Origin of the sequence: Pseudomonas sp. 2,4-D, assembly GCF_030418155.1 — a bacterium.
Classification (GTDB): Bacteria; Pseudomonadota; Gammaproteobacteria; order Pseudomonadales; family Pseudomonadaceae; genus Aquipseudomonas; species Aquipseudomonas alloputida.
In genome coordinates this window covers 17517-35829 of record NZ_JAUHUI010000052.1, presented here as the reverse complement: position 1 = coordinate 35829, position 18313 = coordinate 17517, and the positions used below count along the sequence as shown (strand labels likewise).

At 64.8% G+C, this 18313-nt stretch carries 15 protein-coding genes; 5 read left to right on the top strand and 10 right to left on the bottom strand.

The features are described from left to right. The 5 genes from QYE47_RS24590 to QYE47_RS24570 all read right to left on the bottom strand — a co-directional run. The coding region (locus QYE47_RS24590; RefSeq protein WP_301159392.1) for a tetratricopeptide repeat protein at positions 1-1561 on the bottom strand (1561 nt) is incomplete at its 3' end. After that, the gene (locus QYE47_RS24585; RefSeq protein WP_010953038.1) at positions 1558-2634 is read right to left on the bottom strand and encodes a VWA domain-containing protein; all 1077 of its coding nucleotides are present in this window, start codon (positions 2632-2634) and stop codon (positions 1558-1560) included. The genes QYE47_RS24590 and QYE47_RS24585, both read right to left, overlap by 4 nt. Next, positions 2627-3121, bottom strand: coding sequence for a DUF4381 domain-containing protein (locus QYE47_RS24580; RefSeq protein ID WP_014591863.1), 495 nt, complete (start codon positions 3119-3121; stop codon positions 2627-2629). Before QYE47_RS24580 ends, QYE47_RS24585 begins: the two co-directional genes overlap by 8 nt. Further along, on the bottom strand, positions 3118-4062 hold the full coding sequence (locus QYE47_RS24575; protein ID WP_014591862.1) for a DUF58 domain-containing protein: 945 nt from the start codon (positions 4060-4062) through the stop codon (positions 3118-3120). The genes QYE47_RS24580 and QYE47_RS24575 overlap by 4 nt, the downstream gene beginning before the upstream one ends. 4 nt (positions 4063-4066) lie before the next feature. After that, positions 4067-5026 (bottom strand): MoxR family ATPase, encoded by a 960-nt coding sequence (locus QYE47_RS24570; protein WP_003247242.1) that lies wholly within the window; start codon positions 5024-5026, stop codon positions 4067-4069. 228 nt (positions 5027-5254) lie between these two features. Here QYE47_RS24570 and QYE47_RS24565 point away from each other — a divergent pair, with 228 nt between their 5' ends. Next, positions 5255-6565 (top strand): DUF2235 domain-containing protein, encoded by a 1311-nt coding sequence (locus QYE47_RS24565; protein WP_014591861.1) that lies wholly within the window; start codon positions 5255-5257, stop codon positions 6563-6565. Between the two features lie 35 nt (positions 6566-6600). Here QYE47_RS24565 and QYE47_RS24560 read toward each other — a convergent pair whose 3' ends face one another. The 4 genes from QYE47_RS24560 to QYE47_RS24545 form a co-directional block, all read right to left on the bottom strand. Further along, positions 6601-7818, bottom strand: a complete 1218-nt coding sequence (locus QYE47_RS24560; RefSeq protein ID WP_070384171.1) for an MFS transporter — start codon at positions 7816-7818, stop codon at positions 6601-6603. Positions 7819-7877: 59 nt separating this feature from the next. Then, positions 7878-9092 carry a benzoate/H(+) symporter BenE family transporter gene (locus QYE47_RS24555; protein WP_014591859.1) on the bottom strand — a complete coding sequence of 405 codons (1215 nt, stop codon included), beginning with the start codon at positions 9090-9092 and terminating at the stop codon, positions 7878-7880. A 149-nt stretch (positions 9093-9241) separates the two neighbouring features. After that, positions 9242-10129, bottom strand: coding sequence for a dihydrodipicolinate synthase family protein (locus tag QYE47_RS24550; RefSeq protein WP_014591858.1), 888 nt, complete (start codon positions 10127-10129; stop codon positions 9242-9244). A 44-nt stretch (positions 10130-10173) separates the two neighbouring features. Further along, on the bottom strand, positions 10174-10956 hold the full coding sequence (locus tag QYE47_RS24545) for an aldolase (RefSeq protein WP_014591857.1): 783 nt from the start codon (positions 10954-10956) through the stop codon (positions 10174-10176). A gap of 245 nt (positions 10957-11201) precedes the next feature. Here QYE47_RS24545 and QYE47_RS24540 point away from each other — a divergent pair, with 245 nt between their 5' ends. The 3 genes from QYE47_RS24540 (at position 11202) to QYE47_RS24530 (ending at position 15288) form a co-directional block, all read left to right on the top strand. Beyond that, positions 11202-12749: an AMP-binding protein gene (locus QYE47_RS24540; RefSeq protein ID WP_014591856.1), complete on the top strand. Its 1548-nt coding sequence runs from the start codon at positions 11202-11204 to the stop codon at positions 12747-12749. 14 nt (positions 12750-12763) lie between these two features. Next, complete coding sequence (locus tag QYE47_RS24535) at positions 12764-13930, top strand: acyl-CoA dehydrogenase family protein (RefSeq protein ID WP_014591855.1); 1167 nt, start codon at positions 12764-12766, stop codon at positions 13928-13930. A 104-nt stretch (positions 13931-14034) separates the two neighbouring features. Next, positions 14035-15288, top strand: a complete 1254-nt coding sequence (locus QYE47_RS24530) for an MFS transporter (protein ID WP_014591854.1) — start codon at positions 14035-14037, stop codon at positions 15286-15288. Positions 15289-15300: 12 nt separating this feature from the next. On the opposite strand, the gene QYE47_RS24525 is transcribed toward QYE47_RS24530, so the two are convergent. Continuing rightward, a complete protein-coding gene (locus tag QYE47_RS24525; protein WP_014591853.1) occupies positions 15301-16245 on the bottom strand; it encodes a LysR family transcriptional regulator in 945 nt (314 codons plus the stop codon). A gap of 214 nt (positions 16246-16459) precedes the next feature. Here QYE47_RS24525 and QYE47_RS24520 point away from each other — a divergent pair, with 214 nt between their 5' ends. Further along, positions 16460-18313, top strand: coding sequence for a DUF1302 domain-containing protein (locus QYE47_RS24520; protein WP_014591852.1), 1854 nt, complete (start codon positions 16460-16462; stop codon positions 18311-18313).

Sequence of the window (18313 nt, the reverse complement as noted above, 5' to 3'; positions counted from 1 at the left end):
CACTGCCGCCGCCCCCGGCCTGGTTGCGGGGGGCGGCCTGGCTGTTGCTGCTGCTTTCGCCGGGTTGTTCGGGGCTGGCCTGTTGGTCGTTGCCGGGTGTGCCTTGGGACGGGCTGCTGGCCGAGCTGCTGTTGCCTTCGGTTTCGCTGCCGGGCGTGCCTTGGGCATCGCTGCCGGGCGGTTGTTCCTCGGCCTTGGCTTCACGTTGCTGCAGCAGTTGCTGCACCAGCGCCTGGTTGTCCAACGCGGCCTGCAGGTCGGGCTGGCGCTCCAGGGCTTGCTCGTAGGCATCCAGGGCGGCTTCCAGCTCGCCACTGTGGGCCAGGGCATTGCCTCGATTGTAGTGGGCTGCTGCAGTGTCGCCTTGGGAAAATGCCTCGGCGGCACCGGCATAGTCGCCGGCCTGGTACAGGGCCATGCCGCGCCATTGCGGGTTTTGGAAGTGACGCGCAGCGCTGGCCGGGCGGTTTTGCTCCAGCAGCTTCTGGCCTTGCTGGTCGGGGCGCAGCCACAGGTCGTTGAGCTCGAAAGCCTGGCCAGGCTGCGGCAAGGCCAGCAGCAGCGGCAGGCAGAACAGCCAGCCGCGCCGGCCGGCGCAGGCGGCCAGCAGCAACAACGGAATCAGCAGCCAGTAACCTTGGTCGGCCCAGCTGTCCAGTTGCAGGGTTTGGCCGTCATTGCGCCCGCTTCGCGGGTTGTCGAACAGGCCCAGGCCACGCAGGTCGAGGTCGTCGATGCGGGCGTGCCGGTAGCGCCCGCCCGTGCCGCTGATAAAACCCTTCAGGCTGGCGCTGTCCAGGCGAGGCAAGAGGATGCCGCCCTGGTCGTCTTTAAGGTATTCGCCATTGGCCTGGCGCACCGGGGCGCCTTCGCGGCTGCCGATGCCCAGCATCAGCAGGCTTGGGCCCTGGCGGCCGAGGGCCTGGGTGATGCCCTGGCGCTCGGCGGCGCTGAGCGCCGAGCCTACCAGCAGCAGGCGGCCTTGGCCGAGGCCGCTCTGGGCCAGGAGCGCCAGGCCTTTTTTTACGGCCAGGTCGGCACGCTGGCCGGGTTTGGGCATGATCGACGGGTCGATGGCCTCGAGCAAATTGCGGGTGGTGGCCAGGTCGTCGGACAGCGGCACCAGGGTGTGCGCGGAGCCGGCATACACCACCAGCGCCGTCTGGCTGTCGCGGCGGTGTTCAAGCAGGTCGAGGATCTTGCGCCGGGCCTGTTCCAGGCGGTTGGGCGGGCTGTCCTCGGCGAGCATTTGCGGGGTCAGTTCGAGCAGGATCACCAGGGGGTCGGCCGGGCGCTGACGGCTTTCTTCCAGCCGCTGCCAGCTGGGCCCAAGCAGCGCCAGGATCACCAGTAACCAGGCGAGGCCCAGCGCCACCCACGGCAGTTTGCTGGTGCTGCCGCTGCCGCCACCCAGCAGTACACCATGGAAGGCGGGTGGCAGAATCATCTGCCAGCGCCCGGCACGCTTGCGCCGGTGCCACAGCTTGTACAGCAGCCAGCCGAGCACGGGAACCGCCAGCAGCCAGAGTGGGCGCAGCCATTGGGGCCACAAGTCGATCATCGCCGCCTCCTTAAACGCAGGCGCTTCAAGCGCTGGCGCCATTCCGGGTGCGGCTGCAGGAAGCGTGGCTTGCGCAGCAGGCGCTGCAACAGGTTGTCGGGCCACTGCACGGCCACCACCAGCAGCACGCTGAGCAGCAGCGCCAGCGCCAGGGGCCAGGCGTACAGGGCCTGGGCTGTGCGCGCCTGGGTCGGTTGCTGGGCCACTGGCTCCAGTTGGTCGAGGGTATCGCCGATAGCGTCCAGTTCGGCGCCGTCATGGGCGCGGAAGTAGGCGCCGTGGGTGATGTCGGCAATTTCCTTGAGCGCGGCTTCGTCCAGGTCCAGGCTCGGGTTGAGGCCGAGCAGGCCTGGGGTGCCACTGGCTTCGGGGTTGGCGCCGATACCGATGGTGTAGATGCGCACGCCTTCCTGGGCCGCCAGGCGGGCGGCTGTCAGCGGGTGAATCTGCCCGCCGTTGTTGGCGCCGTCCGTGATCAGCACCAGCACCCGGCTTTGTGCCGGGCGTTCGCGCAGGCGTTTGACCGCCAGGCCAATGGCGTCGCCGATGGCGGTGTTCTTGCCTGCGATGCCGATTTGCGCCTCGATGAGGAAGGTGCGCACAGTGCGCCGGTCAAAGGTGAGCGGCGCCTGCAGGTAGGCCTGGCTGCCGAACAGAATCAGGCCTACGCGGTCGCCTTCACGGTCTTGCAGGAAGTCGCCCATCAGCGCCTTGACCAGGTCGAGGCGGCTGATGTCCTCGTTCTGCCACTGCATGTCGGGGAAGTCCATCGACCCGGACACGTCCACCGCCACCAGCAGGTCGCGGCCGCTGGCGGCGATCGGCACCGGTTCGCCCAGCCATTGCGGGCGAGCGGCGGCGCACAGCAGCAACAGCCAGATGACGACGAACGGTGCCTGCTGGCGCCAGGTGGGCAGGTTAAGCCGCGCGCGGCGCCCGGCAAGGCCTTCCAGCTCGTTGAGGAATCCCACCTTGAGCACTGGTTCACCACTGTCGGCGGCGGGCAGCAGCAGGCGCGCCAGCCATGGCAGCGGCAACAGGGCGAAGACCCACGGCCAGGCCAGTTCAAACATGCTTGCGGATCCAGGTTTCGACGGCTTGGCTGAGCCCGGCGATGGCCTTGTCGTCGAGCTTGCACTCGGGTTTATAGGCGCCTTCTACCAGTACCATCCAGCGGGTCAGGCCGGCGGCCGGGCAGCGGTTATCCAGAAAGGCCAGCCACTCGCGGCCGTTGAGGGTGTGGCTGTTGGCGCCTGGGTAGTGGTTGCGGCACAGGCGCTTGAGCAGGGCGTTGATCTGTTGCAGCCAGGCGCCGGCCGGGGCGCCGTCATACGGGCGTGGCAGGCGGGCCAGCTCGGCCAAGGCCTCCAGGCGCACCGGGTCCAGGGGTTGTTCGGCGCGCACGATGCGGCGTTTGCCCGGGCGCCAGCGGCGCAGCCGCCACAGGCCCCAGCCCAGGAGTGGCAGGACGGCCAGCAGCAGCCACCAACCCGGTGCGGGTGGCCACGGGCTGACCGGTGCCGGGGCGATCAGTGGGTGCAACTGGTCGAGCGGGTTCATGACGCGCTCCGTGGCCGCTGGGCGTTCAGGTACTCGCGCAGTTGTTCGACCATTTCACTTTGCGTGCTCAGAGGCATCAGCACCACCCTCAGCTTTTGCGCCATCAGCTCCCAGCGCTCGATGCGGGCTTCGGCCTGCTGACGGTAGGCCTGGCGCAGGTTGGCGTCGAGGGTATCGAGCTCCAGCTGGGCACTGCGCTGGGCGAAGCGCAGCAGGCCGGCGGCGGGCAACGCGTGGTCGAGCGGGTCGGATACCGGCAGCAACAGCAGGTCGCAATGCCGTGAGAGCATGGCCAGGTGCTGTTCCACCTGGGCGCTGAGCGAGCGTTCATCGCAGATCACGATGGCCAGGCTGCCGGGGCGCAGCACTTCGCGGGCGCGGCGCAGGGCCAGGCCGAGGCTGTCGGCCCCGGGTATGGCTTCGGTGTGCAGAGACTGGTTGACCTTTGCCAAGCGGTTGAGCAGTTGCAGCAGGCTCTGTTTGCTGCGTCGGGGCTTGATCTCGTGGTGTTCGTTGTCGCCGAACACCAGGCCGCCGATGCGGTCGTTGTGGCCCAGCGCTGCCCAGCCGAACAGCGCCGCAGCCTGGGCCGCCAGCACGGACTTGAACATCAGCCCTGAGCCGAAGAAAAGCCGTTGGCTTTGTTCGACGAGGATGAAGATCGGCCGCTCGCGTTCTTCGTGGAACAGCTTGGTGTGCGGCTCCTGGGTACGCGCAGTGACACGCCAGTCGATGTTGCGCACATCATCGCCGGCCTGGTAAACGCGCACCTGGTCGAAGTCCACGCCGCGCCCACGCAGCCTGGAATGGTGCAGGCCCACCAGTGGACTGCGCTGGCCGGGCTTGGAAAACAGCTGGATTTCGCGCACGCGGTGGCGCATGTCGATCAGCTCGGCAAGGCCAATGCGGATGCCGTGTTCGGCCAGCTGCGCAGTGGGCATGGGGTCAGGCAACGGCGACGACGTCGAGGATGCGCTGGACCACGCGGTCCTGGTCGATCCCTGCTGCCTCGGCCTCGAACGAGAGGATGATGCGGTGGCGCAGAACGTCGAACAGCACGGCCTGGATGTCTTCGGGGCTGACGAAGTCGCGCCCGGCCAGCCAGGCATGGGCACGCGCGCAGCGGTCCAGCGAGATGGAGCCACGCGGGCTGGCGCCGTAGGCGATCCAGTCGGCCAGCTCGGTGTCGAACTTGGCCGGGGTGCGGGTGGCCATGACCAGCTGCACCAGGTACTCCTCCACAGCGTCGGCCATGTACAGGCCAAGGATTTCCTTGCGCGCGGCGAAGATGGCCTGCTGGCTTACCCGGCGTTCAGGCTTGGTCTCGCCGCCCAGGGCTTCACCCCGGGCCTGCGCCAGGATGCGCCGCTCTACGGCGGCGTCGGGGAAGCCGATTTTTACATGCATCAGGAAGCGGTCGAGCTGGGCCTCGGGCAGCGGGTAGGTGCCTTCCTGCTCGATCGGGTTCTGCGTGGCCATGACCAGAAACAGCGGCGACAGGTCGTAGGTGCTGCGGCCCACGCTGACCTGGCGCTCGGCCATGGCTTCGAGCAGCGCCGACTGCACCTTGGCCGGTGCGCGGTTGATTTCGTCGGCCAGCACCAGGTTATGGAAGATAGGCCCCTGCTGGAACACGAAGCTGCCGGTTTCCGGGCGGTAAATCTCCGTGCCGGTGATGTCGGCCGGGAGCAGGTCGGGGGTGAACTGGATGCGATGGAACTGCGCTTCGATGCCTTCTGCGAGCTCCTTGATGGCTTTGGTCTTGGCCAGGCCTGGTGCCCCTTCGACCAGCATGTGGCCGTCGGCCAGTAGCACGATCAACAGCCGTTCGACCAGTTTCTCCTGGCCTAGGATCTGGGTAGAAAGAAAAGTGCGCAGCGCGATCAGCGCTTCACGGTGTTCCATCGGCGACGGTTCCTGGTAGGGGGCCTGAGGCGGCGTGAGGCAGCAGCCTTGGCAAGGGGGGATACTTTAATCTATCCGGGGGGGCGACGACCAATGGCGGCGGGTAAATTTATCGTTGCAGACGGGCCTGCGGGCAAAGAAATGTCCCACGCATGGCTGGCCTTTGCCTGATGGTCCGTGACGGCGTGCTGGCGCCTGCTTGTGCTTTTCGGACAAGCAGGAGGCACGATGATGAAAATGAGCAGCGCCAGCACGGCAAACCTTACGCCGGTCACCCTGCGTTTTGGCGTGTTCTTCGATGGCACCGGAAACAACCTGCACAATGCCACGACGGAGGGTGAGCAGGGTGACAAGGGCGGCAGCTATGGCAACGCCTTGAGCAATGTGGCCCTGTTGCATGCGTTGTATCCGGCTGATGCGGCCTATGCCGACGGGCCGCAGGCGTTCTTGAAGCGCTATGTGGAAGGCGTGGGCACACTGGCGGGTGAAGCCGACCATGTCTACGCCTCGGCCACCGGGCATGGGCGCACAGGGGCCGAGGCGCGGGTTGCCGAGGCGGTGCAGGGAATGGCCGAGCAACTGCAGGCATGGCGCCAGGCGCATCCGCAGGCAACGCTGGAAGGGGTCGAGTTCGATCTTTTCGGTTTCAGCCGCGGCGCGGCAGCGGTGCGGCATCTGGCCAACCTGCTGCACGAGGGCGCGGGCGGGCTGTTGTCGGTGGCGTGCAAAACCTCGATCAACTTTATTGGCCTGTTCGACACCGTGGCGGCGATCATCGCGCCCTTGCAGGGTGACTTCGACCCTGCAGACGGCCGCCACGGTGGCCTGCGCCTGGGCCTGGGTGCGGGTATTGCCCGGCACGTGGTGCAGCTGGTGGCCGAGGACGAGCGGCGGCATAACTTCCCGCTGGTGCGCAGTGGCCACGACATCGTGCTGCCGGGCGTGCACTCGAATATTGGGGGGGGTTACCCGGAAACCTTCCTGGAGCAGGTGCTGCTGTGCAAGCCGCAGTCCCAGTGTGTGCCTGCAGGCACGCGTGTCGAGCAGTGCCGCGTACATGCCAAGGTGAGCGCCTTGCTGGCTTCGACGTTTGCCGATATGGGCGAACCCAGGCCGCGCGTGATGACTTGGGAGGAGCCGATTGCCGGTGGGCGGCGGGACGAGGCGCAAAAGCAGGTCTATGCGGCGGTGTACCGGGAGCGGCAAGTGGCGGGGCACTTGTCCCGGGTGTACTTGAGCGTGATGCGGGCGTTGGCGGTGCGGGCTGGCGTGCCGTTTGCGCCGTTGGGGGCGCAGGCTGAGCATCGGCTGCCGGATGAGTTGTCGGGCATCAGCCGCAAATTGCATGCGTTCGCCCTGGGGGAAACTGGCCAGGTGGGGTTGAGCGAGGAAGAACAGCGGCTGTTGCGCGACAGATACGTGCATGCGTCAGCGAACTGGAACGCCCTGAAGGGCTTGCGCAACAGTGTGCTGGATGTGCTGTTCGTCAATCGGCCGGGGGCAGGCGGGCGCATGGTGCATGCCAACCCGGCGCAATGAATGACTGATCCTGGCCTGGCAATGCTGCACCGGGCCTACAGGGCGCGCGTCAGCTGTTCAGTCGCGCGCCTTCTGACTGAAAACGTCTCTTGTGCCAGGGTCAGCAGCACCGTCAGTAGCATGAACACCACCGATGCGATGAAAATCCCGTTGGGCAGGCGCTGATCGAGCATCCAGCCGAACGCCACCGGCCCGATGGCACCGCCGACGTTGAACCCGGTCGACACCAGGCCGAAGGTTTTGCCCTCGGCCCCGGGTGGCGCCGCCGCCTTGACCAGCATGTCCCGTGATGGGGCGATGACCCCGGTGAGCAAGCCAATGGCGCCCAGTACGACCACCAATGCCCAGCCCTGCAGCAGCCCCAGCGCCACCAGTGCCGTCAGCGCAGCCGCCAGCGCGAAGGCCAGTGCCGCCACCAGGCCATGGCGCCGGGTACGGTCGGCCAAAGCGCCCCCGCACAGCACGCCGGCTGCGCTGCTCAGCAGGAAAGCGGTGAGCGCGGCGTTGGCCCAGGCCAGTGTCAGTCCTTGGCCCTGGACCAGGGCGGCTACGGAGAACTTCTCGATGGCACTGGTGCTCAGGTTGAGCAGGATGAACAGCACCGTCAGCACGCCGATCATGGGGGTGAACAAGCGTACCCGGCCTGTTGCTGCGGCCGGGCCTGCACCTTGTGGGTTGGCAGGCCTGGCGACCCGGTACACGCCACTGCCTGGTATCGATATCAGCAGCAGCGCGGCTACCCCGAATACCGCGCCCGCCGCCAGGGCTGCCCGCGTGCCGAACGCTGCGGCGATGCCGAGAAATACGGCTGGGGTAACGGCCGAACCGAGGAAACCGGCAAAGGTATGTATAGAGAACGACCGCCCCAGGCGTGCGGGCTCGATGCCGTTGGCCAGCAGCGCATAGTCGGCCGGGTGGTACACACCATTGGCCAGGCCAGCCATGGCCATCGCCACCAGCAATACCGCATACCCGGGGCTGGCCGCCAGCAGCACGAAGCTGAGGCTGCCCAGCAACAGCCCAGCCCTGAGCACTTTACGTGCACCATAGTGGTCGACGGCATAACCCAGCGGGGCCTGTACCAGCGCGGAGACGATGTTGAACACCGCCAGGGCTACGCCCAGCTCTACGAAGCCTACGCCCAGCAGGCCGGGCAGCACGGGCAGTAGCGCCGGGATCAGCATGATGTGCACATGGCTGACGAAGTGCACGGCAGCAATTTGGGTCAGCAGCTTGGGGCCAGCGTGGGGCATGTCGATACCTGTTGAACAGCGTGCGCCCCTGGCGCACGGCAAGGTGGTGGAAAGCTCGCTTAGCGGGAGGCGCCGCGCAAACCGGGCAGGCGACCGTTCAGCACAACATGGGCCAGCAGACCAATGACCAGGCCCCAGAAAGCCCCGCCAATGCCCAACAGGCTGATGTTGGCCGCCGCCGCCAGGAAGGTGATCAGTGCTGATTCGCGTGAACGGGCATCGGCCAGGGCGCTGGCCAGGCTGGCACCGATGGTGCCCAGCAGGGCAAGGCCCGCCAGGGTGGTGATAAAGGTGCCCGGCAGGGCCATGAAGACACTCGCCAGCGTGACCCCGAACACCCCGACGAGGATGTAGCAGACCCCGGCAGCGATACCTGCCACCCAGCGCTTGTCCGGGTTTTCATGGGCTTCCTTGCCGGTGCAGATGGCCGCGGTGATGGCAGCGATGTTGAACGCGTGTGAACCGAAGGGCGCCATCAGCAACGAACCCATGCCGGTGACGGCGACAATCGGGTTGGCGCTGGTCTTGAAACCATCGTTGCGCAGCACCAGCATGCCGGGCATGTACTGGCCGGTGAGGGTGATCAGGAACAAGGGCAGGGCCACGCTGAGGGCCGCGTTGAGGGAGAAGGTGGGCGCGGTGAAAACCGGTGAGGCGAATTCCAGCCGCAACGTCGTCAGGCCCACTTGCCCCTGCAGCAACAGGTACCCCAGGCCCAGCAGCAGTATGGCGACCACGGCGTAACGGGCGGTGAAGCGTTTGAAGGCCACATACGCTGCAATCAGCAACCCGGCGAGGGTGGGGTCGACCGACAGGCTGGCAAAGGCACCGATGCCGAACTGCAGCAGGATGCCGGCCAGCAGGCCGGCGGCAATGCCGCCGGGCACGACGCGCACCAGGCGCTCGAAGCACCCGCTCAACCCCAGCACCACGAAGCCGGCGGCCGACAGCAGGTAGGCACCTATGGCCTCGCTGTAGGGCACGCTGGCCAGGGCGGTGACCAGAAACGCGGCGGCTGGCGTGGACCAGGCTGTGATGACCGGCTCGCGGCTGTACCAGGACAATGCCAGGCCGCTGAGGCCGACGCCGATCGACACCGCCCAGACCCACGATGACGTCAGCTCCGGGCTCAGCCCGGCCACTTTGGCCGCCTGGAACACCAGGATGAACGTGCCGCCGTAGTTGACGATCACCGAAACGAGTCCGGCAATCACCGGGTGAAGGATGTCTGTCAGCCTGAGCGGCGTTGCAGAGCTTTGAGCAGGCGCGTCCATGGTTGCCTCTGGTAAGGGTCAGATGAGGAGCAGTTTTGTGCGGCGAAGGGGTAATCCGACTGCAGCGTCATTGGCCCTTTCGCAGCCCAAGGCTGTTCCTGAAAAAAAAGGCTGCCCGACAGCGACAGGCTGCCGGGCAGGTTTGTGCATCAGTTGGTCAGCGCCACCAGCAGGTTTTTCAGGTGGGTGCTGCCTTGCGCATCCAGCGGCTGCAGGGGCAGGCGTGGGGCGCCGACCTCCTGGCCGAGCATTTTCAGGCCGGCCTTGATGGTGGTCGGCAGGCCACGGCGGGTGATGTACTCCAGCAGCTCGTACTGGCGGTAGAACAACGCACGGGCTTCGGCCAGATCGCCTTGTTGTACGGCGTCCCACAGTGCCAGGTTGAGTGCAGGGATCAGGTTGGGCGCGGCGGTACACCAGCCCGTGGCACCGGCCACCAAGGCTTCCAGGGTCAGCGGGTTGCAACCGTTGTAGAACGCCACCTGTCCATCTGTAGCCGTGAACAGGCGGTGCATGCGCTGAATGTCACCGGTGCTTTCCTTGACCATGGTCACATTGGGTACTTCGCCGAGGATACGCAGGATCAGCTCCACCGACAGGTCGGTACCGCTGGTGCCCGGGTTGTTGTAGAGCATGATCGGAATGTCGATGGCGGCGCCGACCGCCTTGTAGTGGGCGACCACTTCGGCTTCGGTGAGCTTCCAGTAAGAGATGGGCAGCACCATCACCGCCGTGGCGCCGCAGGCCTGTGCCAGGCGGGCACGCTGCACGGTGCGGGCGGTGGTCAAATCGGAGACGCTGACCACGCTGGGTACGCGCCCGGCAATGCGTGCCTGGCTGAAGCGCACCACGGTTTCCCATTCGCTGTCGGACAGGTAAGCCCCTTCGCCGGTGCTGCCCAGCGGCGCGATGGCGTGCACGCCGTCGGCGATCAGGCTATCGATGGACGTGCCCAAGGCATCCAGGTCGAGTGTTCCGTCTGCCGTGAAGGGAGTGATGGTGTAGCCGATAACGCCGCGAATTACAGGTGTAGACATGACCAGGCACCTTTGCCGTTGTTGAGGAAAGAGTACAGCTTCGATCAGCCCAGGCAGTCGCCATGGGCACGCAAGGCACGGCGCGCGTAGTAGCTGAAGGCAGCACCGTGACGTTTGGGGGTGGAAATCCAGTCGTGGGCCTCTTTGCCCAGTGCTTCGGGGATGGGGCGGATGTCACCGGCGCCCATGGCCAGCAGTTGCATCTTTGCTGCGCGCTCGAACAGCAGGGCGAGCACGCAGGCTTCCTCGATCGAACGCCCAGCGATCAGCAGGCCATGATGGGAAAGCAGGATTGCGCGCTTGTCGCCAATCGCCTTCGCGATGATTTCGCCTTCTTCATTGCCCACCGGCACACCGGGCCATTCCTTGAGGAATGCACAGTCGTTGAACAGTGGGCACAGGTCCATGTGCGAGATGGCCAGCGGAACTTCCAGCATCGACAAGGCGGCGCTGTGCAGGGGGTGGGTATGGATGATGCAGTTGACGTCGGGACGGGCGCGGTACAGCCAGCTGTGGAAGCGGTTGGCCGGGTTGGCCATGCCATGGCCTTGCAGCACCGTCAGGTCTTCGTCCACCACCAGCAGGTTGGAGGCGGCGATTTCGTCGAAGCCAAGCCCCAGTTGTTGGGTGTAGTAGGTGCCAGGTTCCTGCGCACGCGCAGTGATCTGCCCGGCCAGGCCAGAGTCGTGGCCGCCGTCGAACAGGATCCGGCAGGTGAGGGCGAGCTTTTGTCGCACGGTGTAGGTGTTGTCAGTCAGCGCCGTCAGCATCTGTTGCTGGGCGAGTTTGACAAGCTGGTCCTTGGAGGTGTGCATGGTGGTCGTCATGGGCGGTACCTGCAGGGGGTGGAGACTAGGGATGGCTGATCGGCGCGGAGGCGACGCCAGGACACGGAGTTGATTATAATGACACAGAGTGTCATATGCAAGCGATGTGTCATCCTTGACTCAGGGCGTCAACGCATCAGTGCCAGCGCAATCTGTTATGGCGTGCATACGCAACTGGTATTACTTGCCCCGGCTTCACGCTGTTTAGCATCGATCGGGTCTTAACCGTCGACGAGAACAACAACGTGAACCTTGGAACCCTATCCAGTCGAAGTGCCAGATACTGGCCTGAACGTCTGGCGGTAATCGACCGCCACACCCGGCTGACCTTCGCTCAGCTCGAACAGCGGGCCAACCAGTTGGCCTCGGCCTTGCTGGCACAGGGCATCGCCACGGGCGAGCATGTCGCCATCCTGGCGCCAAACCGCGCCGAACTGGTGGAAGCAGAGGTGGCTTTCTACAAGGCCGGCCTGGTCAAGGTACCGGTCAATGCGCGTCTGGCACCGGATGAAGTCATTCAGGTGCTCAACGACGCCTGCAGCGTCGCGCTGATCGCCGATGCGCAACTCGCCCAGGCGTTGCTGGACCGCAGGCAGGAGATACCTGCGTTACGCTTGATCGTGACCTTGGGTGAGCGGGGCGGTGACATCACCTATGCCGCGCTGCTGGCCCAAGGCAGTAGCCAGCCAATCAGCTGCGACCTGCCTGACGATGCCCTTGCCGTTTTGCATTACACCTCTGGCAGCTCTGGTGTGCTCAAGGCTGCGATGCTCAGCGTGGGCAACCGCAAGGCGCTAATCCGCAAGAGCCTCGCCAGCCCGACCCGTCGCGCCGCCCCGGGCGACGTGATGGCTCACGTCGGCCCTATCACCCATGCAAGCGGCATGCAGCTGATGCCACTGCTGGCGGTCGGTGCCTGCAACCTGCTGCTGGAGCGCTACGACGACCAGCTGTTGCTCGAGACCATCCAGCGCGAAGGCGTAACCCGCTTGTTCCTGGTACCTGCCATGATCAATCGCCTGGTCAACTTTCCCGATGTCGAGCGCTACGACCTGAGCAGCTTGCGCCTGGTGATGTACGGTGCCGCGCCGATGGCACCAGCGCTGGTGAAGCGGGCCATCGAGGTATTCGGGCCGATCCTGGCCCAGGGTTACGGTGCTGGCGAGACCTGCTCGCTGGTAACCGTCCTGACCGAACAGGACCATTTGTGCGAGGGCGGCGACTACCGGCGCCTGGCTTCGTGCGGGCGTTGCTACTTCGAAACCGACCTGCGCGTGGTGAACGACCATTTCCAGGACGTCCAGCCGGGAGAGGTGGGCGAAATCGTAGTCAAGGGCCCGGACATCATGCAGGGGTACTGGCGGGCCCCCCACCTCACCGCCGAAGTGATGCGCGACGGCTACTACCTGACTGGCGACCTGGCCACGGTGGATGAGCAGGGGTATGTGTTCATTGTCGACCGCAAGAAAGAAATGATCATTTCCGGTGGTTTCAACATTTACCCCAGCGAGGTCGAGCAGGTGCTCTACAGCATGCCGCAGGTGTTCGAGGCAGCGGTGGTGGGGGTGCCTGACGAGCAGTGGGGCGAAGCGGTGCGGGCGGTGATCGTGCTCAAACCGGGCATGGCGCTGCAAGAGCAGGACGTCATCGAACATTGCGCCCAGGCCCTGGCCGGTTTCAAGAAACCACGTGCCGTGGACTTCGTCAGCGAGCTGCCGAAAAACCCCAACGGCAAGGTGGTGCGCCGGTTGATCCGTGACGCCTACTGGCAAAACAGCGAACGCCGTATCTGACACGAGGAACGACCATGTATCAGCCAAGCGAAAAGGCCCAGCAGATCATCGAGGCCATCAGTGGCTTCGTTCGCAACGAAATCCTGCCCCTGGAACAGCAAGCCGGTCTCAGTTGGGCAGAGCCGCACCCGCGGGCGGTACTGCAGCAGGTATGGCAGCGCTCGTGCGAGCAGGGCTTCTACAACATCATGCTGCCCGAGGCGATAGGTGGCGCCGGGTTGAGCGTGTCAGACCTGTGTGCGGTCAAGGAAGCCACGGTGCTCACCGGCTCGATGCTGGCGCCGCACATTCTCGGTGAGCTTTCCGGGCCGCCCCGTATCGGCCATCTGTTCAAGGTGGCGAGCCCGACCCAGATCGAGGCGTTCCTGCAGCCGGTGTGCCGTGCCGAAAAGGCCGTGTGCTTCGCCCTGACTGAAAGCGAAGCCGGCTCTGATGCAACGGCGATCAAGACCTCCGCACGGCGGGAAGGTGAACACTATGTGCTGAACGGCGCCAAGCGTTACATTTCAGGTGCGCCCTATGCCGACATTGCGGTGCTGCTTGCAGTGACGGATCCTGGGCGCGGTGCCCAAGGGATTTCGGCATTCTTCGTCGACCTGAGCGCGCCGGGGGTAAGGGTTGAAAGTGATTATTCGGTCATGTCCGGCGGTGGTGCGCATGGCGACATCATCCTTGATGACGTACGGGTGCCGGCGGCCAACCGCATTGGTGAGGAGGGGCAGGGTTTCAAGCTGGCGATGGGGCGTATCACCCTCAACCGCCTGCTGCATTGCCCCACCTTGCTGGGGCTGGCCGGCCTGGCACTGAACCTCTCGATCGACTATGCCCGCACGCGCAAGCAGTTCGGCCAGCCTATCGCCATGTTCCAGTCGATCAACCACATGATCGCCGACATGGCCACCGAGCTGCATGCTGCACGCAGCATGGTCTACGCCACGGCAGCGGTGAATGACGCCGGCGGCAATATCCGCACCCAGGCCCCGATGTGCAAGCTGTTCGTTTCGGAGACGGCCTTCCGCATCGCCGATCGCGCCGTGCAGATACACGGCGGTGCCGGGCTGGTGCGTGGCAACCCGGTGGAGTGGATATTCCGTGCGACACGTATGATGCGCATTCTCACGGGAACCAGCGAGATCCAGCGCAACACCATCGCCAAGGGCGTGCTCATGCCTGAGCAATGACGCGGTATGCCCGGCCCCCGGTGGCCGGGTTCTCCAGACAAGAACAATAACGAGAGATCATCATGACTCATACTGACACCCCCGCACGTGCAGGCACGGCCTGGATGATTGCGGTACTGCTGGCGCTGTTGATGCTGGTGAACTTCCTGGACAAGGTCGTCATCGGCCTGGTGGCGGTGCCGATGTCCAAGGAACTGGGCTTGTCCCCTGCCGAGTTCGGCCTGGTAGGGGGCGCACTGCACTGGTTCTTCGCCATCTCGGCGGTGATAGGTGGCTTCATGGCCAATCGCCGGCCAACCCGCACCCTGCTGCTGGGGATGGGCGCGTTCTGGGCGCTTATCCAGTTGCCCATGTTGTTCGTCAGCTCGCTGTGGGCGATCGTCGCCTGCCGGGTGCTGCTGGGTATTGGCGAGGGACCGGCCTCACCGGTGGCTACACATGCCTTGTACAAGTGGTTCCCCAACGACCGTCGCAACCTTCCCGTGGCGCTGTTGCATACCGGCAGTGCGCTGGGGCTGCTGGTAGCGGGTGCCATGATTCCATGGATCAGTGTGCACTACGGCTGGCGCATGAACTTCATCGTGCTGGCGGTGATCGGCGCGGTGTGGTGTGTGCTGTGGTGGTGGCTGGGCAGCGAGGGTAACCTCGACCGCATTCGCCCGGGCCAGCTTGAAGAAGGGCAGGCCCCTGTTCCCTATCGTCGGCTGCTCGGTGACCGCACGGTACTGGGCAACTACTTGTGCCACTTCGCCGCCAACTGGTCCCTGGCGTTGACGTTGACCTGGGTACCGAGCTACCTGGAAACCGGGCTGGGGATCGACCCGATCATGACCGGCCAGGTGTTCGTTCTGTTCGTGGTGGTTACCACGCCGCTGAGCCTGTTCATGGCCTGGCTGTCCCAGCGAATGATGCGTGCCGGGTTGGCCACGCGCTGGTCGCGAGGTGCGTTCGTTTCAGTGTGCCTGATCGCCAGCGGGCTGCTGTCGGCGGCATTGTTTCTGCCGGGGCTGAGCAACGTCGAGCGGATCGTCAGCCTCACCTTCAGCGGCGGGCTGGCGCTGGTGATGTACTCCGTGGGGCCTGCCATGCTGGCGGAGTTCACGCCCAGCGGGCAGCGCGGCGGCATTCTGGCGATCGGCAACGGTATCGCCTCGTTGGCCGGGCTGTCGGCACCGGTGGTCACCGGTTTGCTGGTGCAGGGCGCCGGGGCCGGGCACACGGCAGGGTTTGGCCAGGGTTTTCTGGTGTGCGGCGCGGTGCTGGTGATTGCCGGGCTGATCGGGCTGGCCTGGATGGACCCGCAGAAAACCCGGCAACGTCTGGTGCAGGTGGGCACGGCTGCGCCTGCCCAAGCGTGATGTACACAGCGCTCAGAGGCTCTGCTCCGCCAGCGCCTCGCGCTCGATCAAGGTACCTTTCCAGCGCTCGCTGCGCACCGCATCCACCAGCAGTGCGCGCACCAGGTCGCGCATGCAGGCGGCGGCGAACGACAGCGGCTTGTGCTGCGAGTGGGCCAAGGCGATAGTGCGGGTGATGCGCGGTTCCACTATCAGCCGCGCGCTGGCAGGCGCGGCCAAATCCAGCAGCGGCGGCCAGTTGCTGATGGTGGCCGCCAGGCCAGCACGGACCAGGCTGGTGATACCGGGGGCCGACTGCTGTTCGTAGCTTGAGTCCAGTGTCACACCGGTCTCCATGGCAGCCTGCTCGATGCGTCTTCGCAAGTGCAGGCTACGGGGTGGCATTACCAGGCGGCTCGCTGCGGCCTCAGCCAAGGTGATGGGCGACTCGTCAGGGCCGTGCCCAGGCAGGCCGACCCAGTACAGGTCTTCGGAAAACACGGGCTCGGCGATTACATGGACAAGCTCTTCGGCGTTGGGCACCACGCCGAAATCCACCTTGCCCAGCTCGATCGCCTGACCACCTTCGCGGCTCAGGCCATCCCATACGGTGAGCTTGATCCCCGGGAAGCGTGCCTGGGCCTGGGTAATGATGGCCGGCAACAACAGTGCCGAGGCAGTGGCGGGAATCGAGATGGCCACGTGCCCCTTGGGGTTGCCGCGGCTGGACTTCAGCTCATCCTTCACCGAATCGAGCTGCTGCACGACCGATCGTGCCACTTCGTACAACTGCCGCCCGGCATCGGTCAGTTCGATACCGTCATGCTGGCGCGCCAGCAGTTGCATTTCCAGTTCGCTCTCCAGCAGGCCTATCTGTCGGCTCAAGGCCGGTTGGGCGATGAACGCCTGGCGTGCGGCATTGGAAAAACTGCCGGCTTCGACAATGGCGATCAAATAACGCAGCTGTTTCAAAGTCATTGTGGTTCTCAGGCTATGCCGAAGTGATATGGCAACCATCGGGAGACGCTATTTGTTCAGCCCCGGTGGCCTACTTAGTATCGGTAAGCAGCAAAACGAGGATAACAGAAACGTTCGAATAATTACCCAAGCCCTTGCCTGCAGGCCTTTGCGCCGTACTTAAGCATTAACTCGCAATTCACTCTCTAATAAACACAATAAGAGGTTAAGAGTGATGGCATCTCGTATTTTCGGTCGCTCGGGACCGTTGTCGGTACTTGCCTCATCAGTACTTTTTTCTGCGTCTGCCTGTGCCGCTCAGTTTCACTGGGGTGAACTTGAGGGGCAATTCGACTCGGCGCTTTCCTTTGGTACCAGTATTGCGACTGCCAACCCTGACCCGGCCCTGCACAACAGCGCCAACAGCGATGACGGCCGCCTGAACTTTGCCTCCGGCGATGTGTTTTCAGCGGTGTTCAAAGGCACCCATGACCTGGAGCTCAAGCACGATAACCTGGGGGTGTTCCTTCGCGGAACCTACTGGTACGACACGGCCCTGCGTGATCACGATCAGCGCTTCAAGCAGGTCGAGGACAACAACCGCAAGCGCTCGGCCAAGACCGCAGGTAGCCAGCTGCTCGATGCCTTCGGTTACTACCTGTATGACATCGACGGCCAGCCGGGCTCGCTCAGGTTGGGCAAGCAAGTGGTCAACTGGGGTGAGAGCACCTTCATCCAGGGCGGACTGAACGTCATCAACCCCTTCAACCTGGCGGCCTTGCGCCGCCCCGGCTCGGAAGTGAAGGACGCGCTGGTGCCGGTGAACCTGTTCTACTTCACCCAGAACCTTACCGAAGCGCTGTCGGTCGACGGTTTCTATCAGCTGGACTGGGAACAGACCCAGCTCGACAACTGTGGCACGTTCTTTTCGAACAACGACTTTTTGCCCGATGGGTGTGATGGCCTCGACGTGGGCGCCAGGTTGCTCGGCAACCCCACAGCCGTGGCCGGGCTAGCGCCGTTCGGTGTGAACCTCACCAGCGAAGGCGTGCGCATACCTCGCGGCAGCGACCAGGATGCCCGCAACAGCGGGCAGTGGGGCGTTTCGCTGCGCTGGTACGTGGCGGCGCTGGACACCGAGTTTGGCGCTTACGCGGCGCACTACCACAGCCGCACGCCTTACCTGGGTACGGTCAGCAGCTCGTATTTCGACAACCGCCGTTTCGCCCCGCAGCTGTGCGCCAACCTCGCTATCGGGCTTGCAGACTGTGCCGCTTTCCTGGGCTCCAGCGCAGGCCAGTCGCTGGTCGGCGCGCTACGCCTTGGCACCTCGCAGTACCGGGTGCAATACCCCGAGGACATTCGCCTCTACGGCCTTTCGTTCTCCACCACCCTGCGCACCGGCACGGCGCTGCAGGGGGAGCTGAGCTACCGGCCGAACATGCCCATGCAGCTCAACGGTACCGACATCATCCAGTCGTTGTTGAACGTCCATGGCCGCTCGCCATTGCTGGGTGACGGCCTGCGGCCAGACAGCGCCAGTACGTTGTTCGACGGCTACCGCCGTAAAGAGATGACCCAGTTGCAGATAACCGCTGTTCACGCTTTCAGCCAGGTGATGGGGGCCAACCAGTTGCTGTTGATAGGCGAGGCGGGCGCCACCTACGTGGGCGGTCTGGAGGGCGCCTATGGCCCCCGTTACGGGCGCTCGGGCACGTTCAACAGCGGCGAACTGGCGGACAACAGCGTGTGCGTGGCCATTTCCAAAACCCCTGAGCACTGCAACGACGAAGGCTTCATGACCCCGTTTTCCTGGGGCTACCGGCTGCGCGCCACCTGGGCCTACCCCAACGTGATTGCCGGTTTCGACCTGCGGCCGAACCTGTCCTGGGCACATGACGTGCACGGCACCGGCCCGGTGGAGGGCTCGGCGTTCAGCGAAGGCTCCAGGGCCATCAGTGTCGGGTTGGATGCGACGCTCGCCAGCACCTACAGCTTGAGTGTGTCGTACACCGACTTTATCGACGGCGACTATGGCACCCGCGGCGACCGGGACTTCATCTCGCTGAGCCTGGGCGTCACTTTCTGA

What these genes read in the sequence shown, in the direction of transcription:
- QYE47_RS24585 (WP_010953038.1), bottom strand. Translation starts at nt 2,634, where the DNA reads ATGTTTGAACTGGCCTGGCCGTGGGTCTTCGCCCTGTTGCCGCTGCCA.
- QYE47_RS24580 (WP_014591863.1), bottom strand. Translation starts at nt 3,121, where the DNA reads ATGAACCCGCTCGACCAGTTGCACCCACTGATCGCCCCGGCACCGGTC.
- QYE47_RS24575 (WP_014591862.1), bottom strand. Translation starts at nt 4,062, where the DNA reads ATGCCCACTGCGCAGCTGGCCGAACACGGCATCCGCATTGGCCTTGCC.
- QYE47_RS24570 (WP_003247242.1), bottom strand. Translation starts at nt 5,026, where the DNA reads ATGGAACACCGTGAAGCGCTGATCGCGCTGCGCACTTTTCTTTCTACC.
- QYE47_RS24565 (WP_014591861.1), top strand. Translation starts at nt 5,255, where the DNA reads ATGATGAAAATGAGCAGCGCCAGCACGGCAAACCTTACGCCGGTCACC.
- QYE47_RS24560 (WP_070384171.1), bottom strand. Translation starts at nt 7,818, where the DNA reads ATGCCCCACGCTGGCCCCAAGCTGCTGACCCAAATTGCTGCCGTGCAC.
- QYE47_RS24555 (WP_014591859.1), bottom strand. Translation starts at nt 9,092, where the DNA reads ATGGACGCGCCTGCTCAAAGCTCTGCAACGCCGCTCAGGCTGACAGAC.
- QYE47_RS24550 (WP_014591858.1), bottom strand. Translation starts at nt 10,129, where the DNA reads ATGTCTACACCTGTAATTCGCGGCGTTATCGGCTACACCATCACTCCC.
- QYE47_RS24545 (WP_014591857.1), bottom strand. Translation starts at nt 10,956, where the DNA reads ATGACGACCACCATGCACACCTCCAAGGACCAGCTTGTCAAACTCGCC.
- QYE47_RS24535 (WP_014591855.1), top strand. Translation starts at nt 12,764, where the DNA reads ATGTATCAGCCAAGCGAAAAGGCCCAGCAGATCATCGAGGCCATCAGT.
- QYE47_RS24530 (WP_014591854.1), top strand. Translation starts at nt 14,035, where the DNA reads ATGATTGCGGTACTGCTGGCGCTGTTGATGCTGGTGAACTTCCTGGAC.
- QYE47_RS24525 (WP_014591853.1), bottom strand. Translation starts at nt 16,245, where the DNA reads ATGACTTTGAAACAGCTGCGTTATTTGATCGCCATTGTCGAAGCCGGC.
- QYE47_RS24520 (WP_014591852.1), top strand. Translation starts at nt 16,460, where the DNA reads ATGGCATCTCGTATTTTCGGTCGCTCGGGACCGTTGTCGGTACTTGCC.